Source organism: Bradyrhizobium sp., assembly GCF_035652035.1.
Lineage (GTDB): Bacteria > Pseudomonadota > Alphaproteobacteria > Rhizobiales > Xanthobacteraceae > Bradyrhizobium.
Window position 1 is genome coordinate 1 of sequence record NZ_DASREO010000073.1, and the last position, 14,125, is coordinate 14,125.

11 protein-coding genes are annotated in these 14,125 nt (G+C 64.9%); 3 read left to right on the forward strand and 8 right to left on the reverse strand.

Annotated elements, in window-relative coordinates; all coding sequences use genetic code 11:
* Nucleotides 1-593 precede the first annotated feature (593 nt).
* A complete protein-coding gene (locus tag VFB05_RS19310; protein WP_325015003.1) occupies nucleotides 594-1,523 on the forward strand; it encodes a glycine reductase in 930 nt (309 codons plus the stop codon).
* A gap of 81 nt (nucleotides 1,524-1,604) precedes the next feature.
* Nucleotides 1,605-2,798 carry a CoA transferase gene (locus tag VFB05_RS19315; RefSeq protein WP_325015005.1) on the forward strand — a complete coding sequence of 398 codons (1,194 nt, stop codon included), beginning with the start codon at nucleotides 1,605-1,607 and terminating at the stop codon, nucleotides 2,796-2,798.
* 6 nt (nucleotides 2,799-2,804) lie between these two features.
* Here the strand turns inward: VFB05_RS19315 and modC are convergent, their stop codons facing one another.
* From modC to lepA, 8 genes are all read right to left on the reverse strand, one after another.
* A complete protein-coding gene (gene modC / locus VFB05_RS19320) occupies nucleotides 2,805-3,470 on the reverse strand; it encodes a molybdenum ABC transporter ATP-binding protein (RefSeq protein WP_325015008.1) in 666 nt (221 codons plus the stop codon).
* Nucleotides 3,471-3,473: 3 nt separating this feature from the next.
* Nucleotides 3,474-4,169 carry a molybdate ABC transporter permease subunit gene (modB, locus tag VFB05_RS19325; RefSeq protein ID WP_325015010.1) on the reverse strand — a complete coding sequence of 232 codons (696 nt, stop codon included), beginning with the start codon at nucleotides 4,167-4,169 and terminating at the stop codon, nucleotides 3,474-3,476.
* Between the two features lie 24 nt (nucleotides 4,170-4,193).
* A complete protein-coding gene (gene modA, locus VFB05_RS19330; protein WP_325015013.1) occupies nucleotides 4,194-4,979 on the reverse strand; it encodes a molybdate ABC transporter substrate-binding protein in 786 nt (261 codons plus the stop codon).
* Between the two features lie 189 nt (nucleotides 4,980-5,168).
* The gene (locus tag VFB05_RS19335; protein WP_325015014.1) at nucleotides 5,169-5,678 is read right to left on the reverse strand and encodes a hypothetical protein; all 510 of its coding nucleotides are present in this window, start codon (nucleotides 5,676-5,678) and stop codon (nucleotides 5,169-5,171) included.
* Between the two features lie 179 nt (nucleotides 5,679-5,857).
* A complete protein-coding gene (mepA, locus tag VFB05_RS19340; RefSeq protein ID WP_325015016.1) occupies nucleotides 5,858-6,805 on the reverse strand; it encodes a penicillin-insensitive murein endopeptidase in 948 nt (315 codons plus the stop codon).
* Between the two features lie 295 nt (nucleotides 6,806-7,100).
* Nucleotides 7,101-9,068, reverse strand: a complete 1,968-nt coding sequence (locus VFB05_RS19345; RefSeq protein WP_325015018.1) for a methyl-accepting chemotaxis protein — start codon at nucleotides 9,066-9,068, stop codon at nucleotides 7,101-7,103.
* Nucleotides 9,069-9,194: 126 nt separating this feature from the next.
* Nucleotides 9,195-10,367 (reverse strand): acyl-CoA dehydrogenase family protein, encoded by a 1,173-nt coding sequence (locus VFB05_RS19350; RefSeq protein ID WP_325015020.1) that lies wholly within the window; start codon nucleotides 10,365-10,367, stop codon nucleotides 9,195-9,197.
* A gap of 194 nt (nucleotides 10,368-10,561) precedes the next feature.
* Complete coding sequence (gene lepA, locus VFB05_RS19355; RefSeq protein ID WP_325015022.1) at nucleotides 10,562-12,373, reverse strand: translation elongation factor 4; 1,812 nt, start codon at nucleotides 12,371-12,373, stop codon at nucleotides 10,562-10,564.
* Between the two features lie 125 nt (nucleotides 12,374-12,498).
* On the opposite strand from lepA, the gene VFB05_RS19360 reads away from it, so the two are divergent.
* On the forward strand, nucleotides 12,499-14,091 hold the full coding sequence (locus VFB05_RS19360) for a glycosyltransferase family 39 protein (RefSeq protein WP_325015024.1): 1,593 nt from the start codon (nucleotides 12,499-12,501) through the stop codon (nucleotides 14,089-14,091).
* Nucleotides 14,092-14,125 lie beyond the last annotated feature (34 nt).

A 14,125-nucleotide genomic window follows, 5' to 3' on the forward strand; every position in this document is an offset into this window, starting at 1 on the left:
ATCTGTCCCTAGCTCCCCGTCAGGCTCTTGCGGCCTTTGAGCACGTACGGGCTCAGATCCAGCGACGGGCGGTTGGTTAGAACCGCCCGTTCGCACATTCTGGCAGATTTTGCAGACACAAGAGCACGTATAAGCCGTAAAACCATCGCGCAGGGAAGGCCGGTGTGATCACCGCCGTACCCTAGGTTCTTGCGCTTGCGCAGTTTTTTCTGCGCGAGAGCCCCGGGTGCAGCGGCCACCCGGCCTTCCCTGCGCCCTCGGCATGTGTCCGGAGGGTGGTGCTGAGCAAGACTCGGGCGAAACGCGCCGCGAGAACGTAAACTTGCGTCAGTAACCTCCGCATGTCGTCCCGGCGAAGGCCGGGACCCATAACCCCAGGACAACATTGTTGCGAAGATCGTCTGGCACAGAGCGCCGCCGAGAGATTCCGCGGGTCAGGGTCCCGGCCTTCGCCGCGACGACGGCGGAGCGAGTGGCTCTTGCCGGCAACGCAATGCAGACCGCCATCTCCGCTGTTGAGCATCACGCCAACTCACCCTACTCTCAACCCACCAACCATAAGCTCGCGACGGAAACGCAAGGAGCCAGACGCCATGTCCGCACCGCAAGATGACCAGTTCGGCTTTGCGCCCGACTATGATTCACCCGTTCCCTATATGCAGCGGACCCGCGATTACTACGCCGCAATCGGCTACACCACGCCCTATCGCTGGGCGCATTATGTCGATGCGCCGTTCCAGCCGCTGACCAGGCCGTTGTCGCAGAGCCGCGTCACCATCATCACGACCGCCGCGCCCTATGATCCCGCCAAGGGCGACCAGGGGCCGGGGGCGGCCTATAATGGCAGCGCCAAGTTCTACCAAGTCTATGACGGCGACACCTCGAAGCCGCACGATTTGCGCATCTCGCATATCGGCTATGACCGCAAACACACCAGCGCAACTGACAGCGGCACCTGGTTTCCGCTGCCGCAGCTCTTGAAGGCCAAAGCCGCAGGCCGCATCGGCGAGGTCGCGCCGCGCTTCTTCGGCGCGCCGACCAACCGCAGCCACCGCGTCACCATCGACACCGACGCGCCCGAGATTCTGGCGCGCTGCCGCCAGGACAAGGTCGATGTCGCGGTGCTGGTGCCGAACTGCCCGGTCTGCCACCAGACCACCGCGCTGGTCGCGCGTCACCTTGAAGCGAACGGCATCCCGACCGTGGTGATGGGCTGCGCCAAGGACATTGTCGAGCACGCCGCCGTGCCGCGCTTCCTGTTCAGCGATTTCCCGCTCGGCAATTCCGCCGGCAAGCCGCATGACGAGCCCTCGCAGGCGCTGACCCTGGAGCTCGCGCTGCGCCTGCTCGAAAGCGCGGTCGGCGCGCGCACCACCATGCAGTCGCCGCTGCGCTGGAGTGAGGATGCCTCCTGGAAGCTGGATTACAACAATGTCGCGCAGATGAGCCCCGAGGAGCTTGCCCGCCGCCGCGCCGAGTTCGACCGGCAGAAGGAGATCGCCCGCGGCAATCGCGCCGCGTGATCTCGCAGGCCGCAACACGACGGCCTTCAACAACGCGCCTATGCCGACAACAAGAACAATGCCCATCAGGAGGACATCGCGGTGACCCGACCTTTCGAGGGCGTGAAGATCCTCGACTTCACGCAGGTGCTGGCCGGTCCTTATGCGAGCTACCAGCTTGCTTTGCTGGGCGCCGACGTCATCAAGGTGGAGCGGCGCGAGGGCGAGGACATGCGCCGCACCCCGCTCAGCCGTGAATGGGCCGAGCGGGGTCTCGCCCCGGGCTGGCAGGCCATCAACGGCAACAAGCGCAGCCTGACTCTCGATCTGTCCAAGCCGGAGGCGATCGAGATCGTGAGGAAGCTCGCCGCGACCGCCGACGTTGTGATGGAGAATTTTCGCCCCGGCGTGATGGACAAGCTCGGTATCGGCTGTCAGGCGCTGTCGGCGATCAATCCGCGGCTGATCTATTGCGCGGTGTCCGGGTTCGGCCAGACCGGCCCGGAGCGGCTCAGCGCCGGCTATGACGGAAAGATCCAGGCGATGAGCGGGATCATGGCGATCACCGGGCACGAGGAGACGGGACCGACGCGCGCGGGCTTTGCCGTCTGCGATGTGCTGTCCGGGGCCACGGCTGCTTTCGGTGTTTCCAGCGCGCTGTTCCAGCGCAATCACACCGGCAAGGGGCAGCTGGTCGACGTCTCCATGCTGGAAGCGACGTTGGCCTTCCTGTCGGGCCAGATTGCGGATTATTCGGTGGCCGGCCATCGCCAGCAACTCTCCGGCAACCAGGCCGTCAGTCGCAAGCCGACCGCGAACCTGTTCAAGGCGGGTGAGGGCTATCTGCTGCTCGCGGTGAACAACGAGAAGCAATATCGCGCGCTGATGGCGGCGCTGGGTCGTGAAGATACGCTGAAGGATCCGCGCTTCGCCGACTGGTTCGCGCGGCAGGAGAACGAGCCGGCGCTGCGCGCCATCATCGAGGAGGCGCTGTCGAACAAGAGTGCGCGCGAATGGGAAAAGATCCTCGAAGCGGCGGGGGCGCCCTGTTCGTCGATCTGGAAGATCGAGGAGGTGATCGACCATCCCCAGATTGTCGAGCGCGGCGCCATTCAGGAGATCGAGACGCCCTATGGCCGGCTGCGCTTTGCCGGAAGCGGCTTCCGCCTCGCGCATGGCGGCGGCCGGCTCGACCGCATGGCCCCTGAACTCGGCGCCCACACCGACGAGGTGCTTGAATCGCTCGGTTATGACGAGGCGGCGATCGCGGATTTGCGAGCGCGGGAGGTGATCTGAGCAAGGCTAGCCCTGAAGCAGCTTGACGCCGCCGAACGATGTCACGCGCCCGTCCTTGAGCAACACGATCTGGGTCGCAAGTTGACGCAATTCGGCAGGGTCGTGACTGACATAGACCATGGGGATGCGGGCCTCGTCGCGCAGGCGCACGAGGTACGGCAGGATCTCCGCGCGGCGTCTCTCGTCAAGCGCGCCCAGCGGCTCGTCGAGCAGGAGAAGACGCGGCTTTGCCAGCAGTGCCCGCCCCAGTGCGACGCGCTGGCGCTCGCCGCCGGACAGTTTGCCGGGCCGGCGGTCGAGCAGGTGGCCGATGTCGAGCAACTCGGTGACGCGCGTGCGCTGGGCGGGATCGTCCGCGAGGCGGTTCATGCGCCGGCCATAGTCGAGATTCTGCGCGACATCGAGATGCGGAAACAGCCGCGCGTCCTGGAATACATAGCCAATGCGCCGCTGCCAGGCAGGCAGGTGGAAGCCCTTCGCCGTATCGTCGAGGACATCGCCGTCGAGCGAGATGGTGCCGCGATCGGCCCGCAACAGGCCCGCGATCATGTTGACCAGCGAGGTCTTGCCCGCGCCCGACGCGCCGAACAGCCCGGTGACGCGGCCCTGGCTCTCAAATCTCGCGGAGAGGGTGAAGTCCCCCAGTTGCTTGTCGATGTCGACGCGCAGCATGGGTCAATTCCCATGCAGCCGCGCGGTGGCGCGGCGGGCAAACCATTCCGAGCCGATCAGCGCGGCAACCGCTAGGATGACGGACACCATGACCAGCCGCAGCGCCGCGGCATCGCCGTCCGGGGTCTGGATCAGCGAGTAGATCGCCGAGGAAATGGTCTGGGTCTCCCCGGGAATGTTGGAGACGAAGGTGATGGTGGCGCCGAACTCGCCAATCGCCTTGGCAAAGCCGAGCACCATGCCGGCGAGTACGCCCGGCAAGGCCAGCGGCAGCGTCACGCTGAAGAACACCTTCAGCGGTCGGGCGCCCAGAGTCTCGGCCGCCTGCTCGAGCTTCTGGTCGACCGCCTCGATCGACAGCCGCATCGGCCGCACCAGCAGCGGAAACGACATCACGCCGCAGGCAAGCGCCGCCCCGGTCCAACGGAAAGCGAATACGATGCCGAGATGATCAGCCAGCCAGCCGCCGACCAGCCCCTTGCGTCCGAAGGTGAGCAGCAGGAGATAGCCGGTCACCACCGGCGGCAGCACCAGCGGCAGATGGATCACGGCGTCGAGCAGCGACTTGCCCAAGAAATTGCGCCGCGCCAGCAGCCACGCCAGCGCAATGCCGAGCGGCGTCGCAGCCAGGGTCGCGACGGTGGCGACCCGGAGCGAGAGCCGGATCGCGATCCATTCCGTGGGTGTGATCTCGAACATCTGGACCGGTCAGGCAGGCGGCAATCAGGAGGTCGGCTTGACCAGATAGATGAAGCCGTACTTTTCCAGCACCGCCTTGGCGGCCGCAGAGTGCAGAAAATCGAGATACTGCTTCGCCTCCGGCTTGGCATTGGCGGTCGCCGCCACCGGATAGATGATCGGCGGATGCGTATCGGCCGGGAAGGTGCCGACGATCTTGACGCCGGGCTCGACCTTGGCATCGGTGGAATAGACGATGCCGAGCGCGGCTTCGCTGCGCGCGACCAGCGTCAGCGCCGCGCGCACGCTCTCGGCCATCGCGAATTTCGGCTCGGCCGCCGGCCAGGCGCCAAGTTTCTCCAGCGCCGCCTTGGCATATTTGCCGACCGGCACCGACTTGACGTCGCCGGTTGCGATCCTGCCGTCGCCCGCGAGCTTGGCCAGGTCGAAGCCGGGCCCAATGGTGACATTGTCGATCTTGGAATCCTTCGGCGCGATCAGCACGATCGAGTTGCCGAGCAGGTTCACGCGCGTGGACTCGTTGATGTCCTTCTTGCCGACGGCGTAATCCATCCAGTCCGTATCGGCCGAGACGAAGATGTCCGCCGGCGCGCCCTGCTCGATCTGCTTTGCAAGCGTCGAGCTTGCCGCATAGCTGGCCGACACCTTGACGCCCGTCTTGGCGGTGAACGCCGCGTCGATATCGTCAAGTGCATTCTTCATGGATGCGGCAGCAAAGACGGTGAGGACCTTGTCCTCCGCGGCAGCGGGAGACCAAGCCGATCCCGAGAGGATGACAAAGGCGGCGAAAATCCCGGAAAGACGATGCATCGAAGCGCTCCATGCATGTTCGCGACGCGCAGAGCGGTGCACGCGCAAATCAGGCGTTGGTTAAATCTGGGGGCGACAGCGGAAGCGCCGTTCCGGCCATCCCTTGGGACTTACGGTCATGGGGGATGTCGCGGGCCTGACCATAACAGGCTGGGACTGTGGGTAAAGCCGGCGGCTGCCGACTTTCGCCTATTCCGACGGCAGGATCGCGATCGAGATCGAATCCTCCCTGGCCCCGGAGATCTGCAGCACGAAAGGAGCCGCGGCGAGGTCGTACTTCATGGTCTTGCGGATCCCCTCGCAGTCGGTCGCGCCGCTGAAGCCCTTCGGCTTGAGGACATGGCCGTCCTGGACCACGTCGACCCAGGCGCCGGCCGAGAGGCTGATGGTGTAGATGCCGGCCTTCGGTGTGGCCTTGAAGCTGGCGAAGCCGGCAAACGTGCCCTCCTTCGGTGCGCGTTCAGGGGGCGACGGCAGCCCGGCCTCGGACGGCGTGCGCAACGCCAGGATCATGCCGGTGGAAGGTACGGCAGCCAGTTCGGTGCCCGAGGTGAGCTTGGCGCGATCCGGAGCCGTGAGCGCGACGCGCTCATGCTCGATATTCCATTTGAACCTGTCACAGCCGCTCGGCTCCTCCGCCGCCAAAGCGGGCCCAAACAACGCGGGCGCAAGGGAGACCAAAAGGAGAGTAACCGTCATCACGCCACGCATGATCAATCCATCGTTGCTGCATGAGGATCATTCCGCGCCAGCACGACGGCCTCGCGTCGGCGAAGGCGGGAATGGAGAGGACCAGGTCCTGGCCCGAGGCTGGAGCGCGCTTACGGCGCGTGGCGCCATCTTAGCGGAACGCGCGGCGGAATGAAGACACCGTCGCGTTATTGCTTGGCGGCGGGTGCGTTGAGCACCTTCCTGCAATCGGGCGGCAGTTGCGCCAGCGTGATGCCGTGCGACGGCTTGGCAGGCTCCTTGGGTGGTGTGGGATGAATGATGGAATCCTTGAACCAATAAGCGAGATCGGAAGGCTCACAGGCCTGGCCGCCTTCCTGATCCTTCTGGCCCTTGCATTCCCTGTCGCCGGATGGGCAGCGCATGCGGATGTGGAAATGATAGTCATGTCCATACCAGGGGCGGATCTTGCTGAGCCAGCTGCGATCGCCCCTGGCGTCGCGGCACAGCGCCTTCTTGATCGCGGCATTGACAAAGATGCGCTGCACAGCCGGCTCCTGCGCCGCGTCGCGCAGCACCATCCAGTGCGTCGGCGTCCAGACCTTGGGATCGATGTCGAGCCGGTCGTCGCGCACCATCATGGTTGCCGACATCTCCTCGCGCTCCTCGCGCGACAGCAAATGATCCGGCATCGGCGTCAGCCAGATGTCGGCGTCGAGACCGAGCTGGTGGCTGGCATGCCCGGAAAGCGCCGGGCCACCGCGCGGCTGGCCAATATCGCCGACCAGGATGCCCGGCCAGCCGGCATCCTTGTGCGCCTTGACCGACAGGCGCTTGAGCAGCGCGATCATGTCGGGGTGGCCCCAGTTGCGGTTGCGCGACAGCCGCATCACCTGCCAGGTATCGCCGGTGACCGGCATCGGCTCGGCGCCGGCGAGGCAGCCCGCAGTATAGGAGCCAATCGCGTTGGCGGGACCGGCGGTGGGCTTGAGCTTGCGGGCGAACAGCTCCTTGGCGGGGAGCTTGGGATCGTTTGGATGTTCGAGCGGCGGCAGCGGCTTGGGGTTGACCGTGCCGAGGTCCTGCGCAAGCGCTGTCAGCGCGGTGGCGCAGACGAGACCGAACAAGAGCGGGATCAGAATCGGGCGGGCTGGCATCGCATCACTCTATGCGCCGGCGAATCTAACACGGAAGGCCTGCTGGGTCCCGATCGCAATTCGTTGATCTCCACCCGGCAGGCTGCCCGAAAGGGCCTCAGGACGCCGGCAGTCGACGGCCTGCGTCAATAATGGTTACTGCTCGGCCGGTGAGAGGATGCTCGATCTTGTGGTCGGAGTCGCATTGCTCCTGATGATGGCGTTGATCCTCACCATGGGTTGGAGAGGCAGGCTGCGCGGTGCTCGCCGGGCTGACAGATCCCGACCGGGTGCCATGCATCAACACATCGTTGTCTCAGGCCGCGTTGCGCAGTCCGGCGAGGAACGTGTCGACGCTGTCGGACAGCGCGGTGGCCTGGCGGCTGAGCTGGCCGGACGCCACCATCACGCTGTCGGCCAGCGCGCGGGAGCGGTCGGCGGCCTGGCTTGCGCCCGCCACGTTCCGGGTGACCTCGCCGGTGCCGGCCGCCGCCTGCTGCACGCTGCGGGCGATCTCGCGGGTGGCCGAATCCTGCTCTTCCACAGCAGCCGCGATGCTGGCGGCGATGCCGCTGATGTCGCGGATGGTCTGGCTGATGCCGCCGATTGCGGTTGCGCATTCCGAGGTCGCCGATTGGATGGCGGTGACCTGGCCCGCGATCTCCTCGGTCGCCTTCGCGGTCTGGCTCGCCAGCCCCTTCACCTCCGCGGCAACCACGGCAAAGCCACGGCCTGCCTCGCCGGCGCGCGCCGCCTCGATCGTGGCGTTGAGCGCGAGCAGATTGGTCTGGCTTGCGATGGCATCGATCAGCCGCAGCACGTCGCCGATCCGCTCGGCGGTGGAGGCGAGGCTTGCGACCATCTCGGTGGTCTTACTGGCCTTCTCGACGGCGCCGTTGGCGACGTTGGAGGAGTGCGTCACCTGGCGGCCGATCTCGGCCACCGAGGAAGCCAGCTCCTCGGTCGCGGCAGCCACCGTGCTGACACTGGTGGACGCCTGTTCGGAAGCCGTGGCCGCGGCGGCGGCGCGCTGGGATGTCCCGGTGACGCTAGCGGTGATCTCGCCGGCCACGCGCTGCATCTCCCTGGTCGCCTGCGCCACCTGGGCCACCACGCTTTTCACATCCGCCTCGAAGCGATCGGCCATCTGGCGCTGCAGCGCCTGCTTCTCGACCTCCGTCGCCCGCTTGGCGGCCTCCTGCTGCTCGCGCAAGCCGCGCGTCTCGATCATGTTGCGGCGGAAGACGTCGACCGCTTGCGCCATGGTGCCGACCTCGTCCTTGCGCTCGCCGCCGGGAATTTCGACCGAGGTGTCGCCGCTCGACAGCCGGTTCATGACCTCCGTGATTGCGACAAGCGGACGCGACATGCCGCGGCCGAGCAGGAATGCCAGGAGCGCTGCGCCAGCGAGGATCGCCAGCGTCATAACGAGCAGCGTGGTCTGGGCGCGGCTCGCCGCCGCCTCATAGGCAGTCGTATCCTTGATGATCTCCAGCACCGCCAGCGGCTGGCCGGCGTAATTCTTGATCTGTCCGATATAGACAGCGGCGGGATGGCCCCGGAATGTGGTGTCACGCAGTTGCACTGCGCCGTCGAAGGCCGCTTTCAACTCGGCAGGCGTCGCGACCTCGGTGTCGCCGAAGGTGGACGACAGCTGCTTGAAGCTCGTGCCATCGAACCAGTGGACCGCGAGATCGATGCCAAAGCGCTGCTTGGCGCGCTGGACGAATTCCTTGCCGAAAGCCGCGCCGATATCGACATTGCCGAGCACCTTGCCATCGCGCAGGATGGGCGTCATTCCGAAGATGCCCAGCGATTCCAGCGCGGGCTCGGCACCGACAATCTGCCGTCCGGTCCTCATTGCCTCGGCCACCGTAATCCGGCGCTTGGAGACATCATCGCCGAACGTCTTGGGATTGTGGACCCGGTAAAAGGTGATCGCGGGCGGCGTCTGGAACGAGATCAGCGGGATGTCCAGCGCCTTGAGCGCCTTGTTGGCGCCGAGCAGCAGGGCGCCCAGCGCCTCGCGGTCGCCATTGGCAATCGCGTCAGCCACCGGCGGAAGTCCCGCGATCGTCGCGCTGACGGCGAGCGTCGAGCGGCCCTCATAATCGATCGCTGCCACGACGCTGTCATATTGCAGCTTGAGCTGCTCTTCGAGCGCAAGCTGGGTCAGCGAACGCTGCTGCAGCATCGAGAAGGTCCCGAGGATTCCGCAGGCTGCGGCAACCGTTAACGAGATGGCAAGGATCAGGCGGGCGGCGATCGACCGTAGCTTGAACATGGGGGCATTCCGAACTGCGCGTGGCTGGTTTCCGAATACCCGTGATTGTTTAATATTGGCTAATACCACCTGCGCGCAGAGCATGACTGCAGACCAAGCCCTGCATTGGCTGGTTCATCTTCGGTCTCATCGGGCCGTTGGCGGCGCCTGCAGCTTGTCCGACAGGATCGCCCGGCCGGCGTCCTCGTAATGGGTGTCGCGCGCCTGGATCTGCTGGGCGATGGTGTGCATGTCACGAAAGCGCCGCTCGAACGGGTTGGCCGCGAATACGGCGGTGGCGCCGGCCATGTGATAGGCCGTGTCGACCACGGCAGTCGACCGGTGAATGGTCCATGTCGCGGCGATGCGCATGGCAATACGATGGGCTTCGGTCACGGGCGCGCCCGCCTCGAGATCGCGCCAGACCTCGGCCGCGGTGGAATAGAGATAGGCCCCCGCGGCGCGCAAGGTCGCCTCCGTGCGGCCGATCAGGCCCTGGACGGCATTGTTCTCGCGCATCGCCGACAACCCCTGCGGGGTCTTCCTGCGGGAGAGATCGATGGCCGAATCCAGCATGGCGCGGGCGAGGCCCACGGAGGTTGCCGCAAACCCCATGGCGAAGACGTAGTGGGTCGGGATCTTGTAAATCGGCCCCGGCTCGCGCAAGGCGGACGGCTCATCGCGAAGGGCTGCGAATTTCTCGGGAATAAACAGATTGTCCACCGAATAGGAATCCGTGCCGGTGCCCTTCAACCCGATGACGTCCCAGACGTCATGCATGATGGCACTTGCAACCGGGAACAGGATGGTGCGGATTTCCGGCGTGCCGTCCGGCTTCCTGCGTGGCGTGCCGTCCTCCTCGAGGATCCTGACATGCGCGCCGAGCCAGCTTGCCTGCCGCGAGCCGGAGGCAAAGTCCCAGCGCGCGCTGGCGCGGTAGCCCCCGGAAACCACGCGCACTTCGTGGGCAATGGCGCCCCAGGCCAGGATGCCGGGCGGCTTGTTGAAGATTTCCTCGGCCACATCGCGATCGAGATAGGCCGCGACCATGGCGCAGACGCTGCATTGGCCGAGACACCAGGCGGTCGATGCATCGGCCTTGGCGATCTCCTCCTGCATCTGCATGAAGATGGCAAGCGGCGCCTCGGCGCCGCCGAGGCTCTGCGGCAGCAGCGCACGGTAGAGCCCGTTCTCGATCAGCGCCGCCGTCACCGCCGGCGTCAGCCGCCGCGTCCGCTCGATCTCGTCGGCTTCGTTGCTGATGAGCGGAGCCAGCGCGCGGGCGCGCTCGACGAGGTCAAGAGCGGCAGGCTTGCTCATGGCGGTCCCTCTTATTTATCGATTTATAAATTAGAGGAAGCGATGGTGATCTATCTGGATGGCAAGAGCAAGACGGATTGGAAGGCAGTCATTCCGGGGCGATGCGTCAGCATCGAACCCCGAATCTCGTGCCACAATCTCCAGATTCCGGGCTGCTCGCTGATGCGAGCGCCCCGGGATGAGAGTGCCGTGGATCAGCTATCCACCTTCAGCGCGGCAATGAAGGCTTCCTGCGGGATGTCGACCTTGCCGAACTGCCGCATCTTCTTCTTGCCTTCCTTCTGCTTCTCCAGAAGCTTTCGTTTGCGCGTGATGTCGCCGCCGTAGCATTTCGCGGTGACGTCCTTGCGCAGCGCGCGGACCGTTTCGCGCGCGATCACCTTGCCGCCGATCGCCGCCTGGATCGGGATCTGGAACATGTGCGGCGGGATCAATTCCTTCATCTTCTCGACCATGGCGCGGCCGCGGCCCTCCGCGCGGGTCCGGTGCACCAGCATCGAGAGCGCATCCACCGGCTCGCCATTGACCAGGATCTGCATCTTAACGAGATCGGCGGGCTTGTAGTCGGTCAGGTGATAGTCGAACGAGGCATAGCCCTTGGAGACGGACTTGAGGCGGTCGTAGAAGTCGAACACCACTTCGTTGAGCGGCAGGTCGTATTTCACCATGGCGCGGTTGCCGACATAAGTCAGCTCCTTCTGCGCGCCGCGCCGGTCCTGGCAAAGCTTCAAGACGCTGCCGAGATACTCATCCGGCGTGAGGATGGTCGCCTCGATCCAGGGCTCCTCGATCTCCGCGATCTTGACCACGTCGGGCATGTCGACAGGATTGTGGATCTCGATCATCGAGCCGTCGGTCAGATGCATCTTGTAGATCACGCTCGGCGCGGTCGCGATCAAATTCAGATCGAACTCGCGCGAGAGGCGTTCCTGGATGATCTCCAGATGCAATAGGCCGAGGAAGCCGCAGCGGAAGCCGAAGCCGAGCGCGGCGGAGGTCTCCATCTCGAACGAGAAGCTGGCGTCGTTGAGACGCAATTTGCCCATCGCCGCACGGAGCGTTTCGAAATCGTCGGCATCGACCGGGAACAGGCCGCAGAACACCACGGGAATGGCCGGCTTGAAGCCCGGCAGCATTTCCTTCACCGGGTTCCTGTCGTCGGTGATGGTGTCGCCGACGCGGGTGTCGGCGACTTCCTTGATCGCCGCGGTGATGAAGCCGATCTCGCCGGGGCCGAGCTCGTCCACCTGCTGCATCTTGGGGGTGAAGAAGCCGACGCGCTCGACGTCATAGGCCGCCTTGGTGCCCATCATGCGAATGCGGCTACCCTTCTTCATCACGCCGTCGACGACGCGGATCAGAACGACAACGCCGAGATAGACGTCATACCAGCTGTCGACCAGGAGCGCCTTCAAGGTCGCATCGCGATCGCCCTTCGGCGGCGGCAGGCGGGTGACGATCGCCTCCAGCACGTCGGGAACGCCGAGGCCCGTCTTGGCGGAGATCATCACGGCATCGGACGCGTCGATGCCGATCACGTCCTCGATCTGCTGCTTGATCTTCTCGGGCTCTGCCGCCGGCAGGTCGATCTTGTTCAGGACCGGGACGATCTCGTGGTTGTTGTCGAGCGCCTGGTAGACGTTGGCAAGCGTCTGGGCCTCGACGCCCTGGCTCGCGTCCACCACGAGTAGCGAGCCTTCGCAGGCGGCCAGCGACCGCGAGACCTCGTAGGCGAAGTCGACATGGCCGGGCGTGTCCATCAGGTTGAAGATGTAATCCTTGCCATCCTTGGCATGGTAGTTCAGCCGGACGGTCTGCGCCTTGATGGTGATGCCGCGCTCGCGCTCGATATCCATGGAATCGAGCACCTGCTCCTTGCCCGCCATCTCGCGATCCGACAGGCCGCCGGTCATCTGGATCAGCCGGTCGGCCAGGGTCGACTTGCCATGGTCGATATGGGCGACAATGGCGAAGTTGCGGATGTTGGAAATGGGGGCGGTCGTCATGGGCGGCGGGATAGCATTGGCCTCTCGGGGCGGCAACCTTATTGCTTTGTTTTCAGGGCTTTTGTTCACGCCAAGCTGATTCCAAGCCAATTCCTCTTGGCCTGAAAAAGCGCTACGCGTGGGGCATGTCGACTGCATCATTGTTACCCACCGCCTCCCATGTGCGGCGCTGGCGTTTTGTCCTGCGCCGTCCCGCCGCGTGGCTGATGGCGCGGGTGCGGGATCCCGAGACGGGTCTCTGGCTTGTCATCACTTTTGCCCTGCTGCATGCCCTGATCTGGACGCAGACCCTGATCAAGCTGAAGGCGGCCCAGGACGTCCATATGGATGTGGCCGAGGCCTTTGCCTGGGGCCAAAAGTTCCAGTGGGGCTATGGCAAGCATCCGCCGCTGTCGGGCTGGATCGCGGGCCTCTGGTTCAGGTTCTTTCCGGTCGCGGACTGGGCCACCTATCTGCTGGCGATGACGGTGCTCGGGGTGGGGCTCGTGCTCTGTTATCTCGTCGCGCTTCGGGTGGTCGACCGCCGCCGTGCCTTTTTCGTGGTGGTGCTGCTCGCGCTCTATCCGATCTTCAATTTCAAGGGATTTAAATACAACCCCGACCTGCTGCAGCTCGTCACACTGCCGCTTTTGGTGCTGGCTTATCTTGACGCCTTCAAGAAGCGCACTTGGCCGTCCGGTGTCTTCTTGGGCCTCGCCGGTGCGCTGGCGCTGATGACCAAATACTGGGTGCTGACCATGATCGGCGCCATCGGGCTTGCGGCGCTGATCCATCCCGATCGGTTGAAATTCCTGCGCTCGCCGGCGCCGTGGGTGGGGATTGCGACCATGGTCGTTGCGATGATCCCGCATCTGATCTGGCTCAAGAGCGTCGATTTCGTGCCCCTGACCTATGCTGACGATGTCTACGGACACCTCGGCCCTGCGCTGAGTGCCCAGCAAGTGCTCGGCTATGTCGAGCACAATCTCGGTCTGCTGGCCGTGCCGGTATTGCTGGGGCTTTTGGCCTTGCTATGGCGCTCGCGATTTTCGGCGATTTGGTCGCGCGGCCCCAATCCAGGCGTCGATAGCGCGCAGGCGCTCAATGTCTGGATCATCCAGATCATTGTCGCGATCGGCCCGCCGCTCGGCGGCCTTGCGCTGGCGGTCTACATGAAGACCGATTGGGGTATCTCGCTGTTCTTCCTTGTGCCGCTCGCGCTGGTCGCGCTTCCTCGGCTGCGCGTGCCCGGGCTCGCCCTGTTCCGGATTGTCGTGATCTGGTTCGTGCTCTCGCTTGCCGCGCTGCTCGCCGCACCAACCATTGCGGAGCGCGAGATGGCCGAGAATCCGAACTCGGCCAACAGCTACGCGGCGCGCTCGCAGCTCGCGCGTGAATTGACGCAGGCCTGGCACGAGCGCTTCGGCTCGCGCTGGGCGGTGGTCGCCGGCACCACCGAAATCGGCGAGCCCATGACGTTCTACAGCCCCGACCACCCGGCGCCCTTGACGCCGGGTGAATTGTGGTCGTCCGGGCTGACTTCGCTGGATGAGGCCAAGCGTCTCGGCTTCATCGGCATCTGCGACACGACAGATAACCGGCTGCCGGAATGCGAAGCCTGGATGAAGCAGAACGCGCCCAATGCAGAGCAGCTCGTGATGACCACGCAACGCTTCTTCCAGGGCCATCCAGGGCCGTCGGTTGCGTGGAAGATTTTTATTCAGCCGCCGAGCAAATAGCTCTCCGTCGTCCCGGCCGAAGAGCAGTGATCTA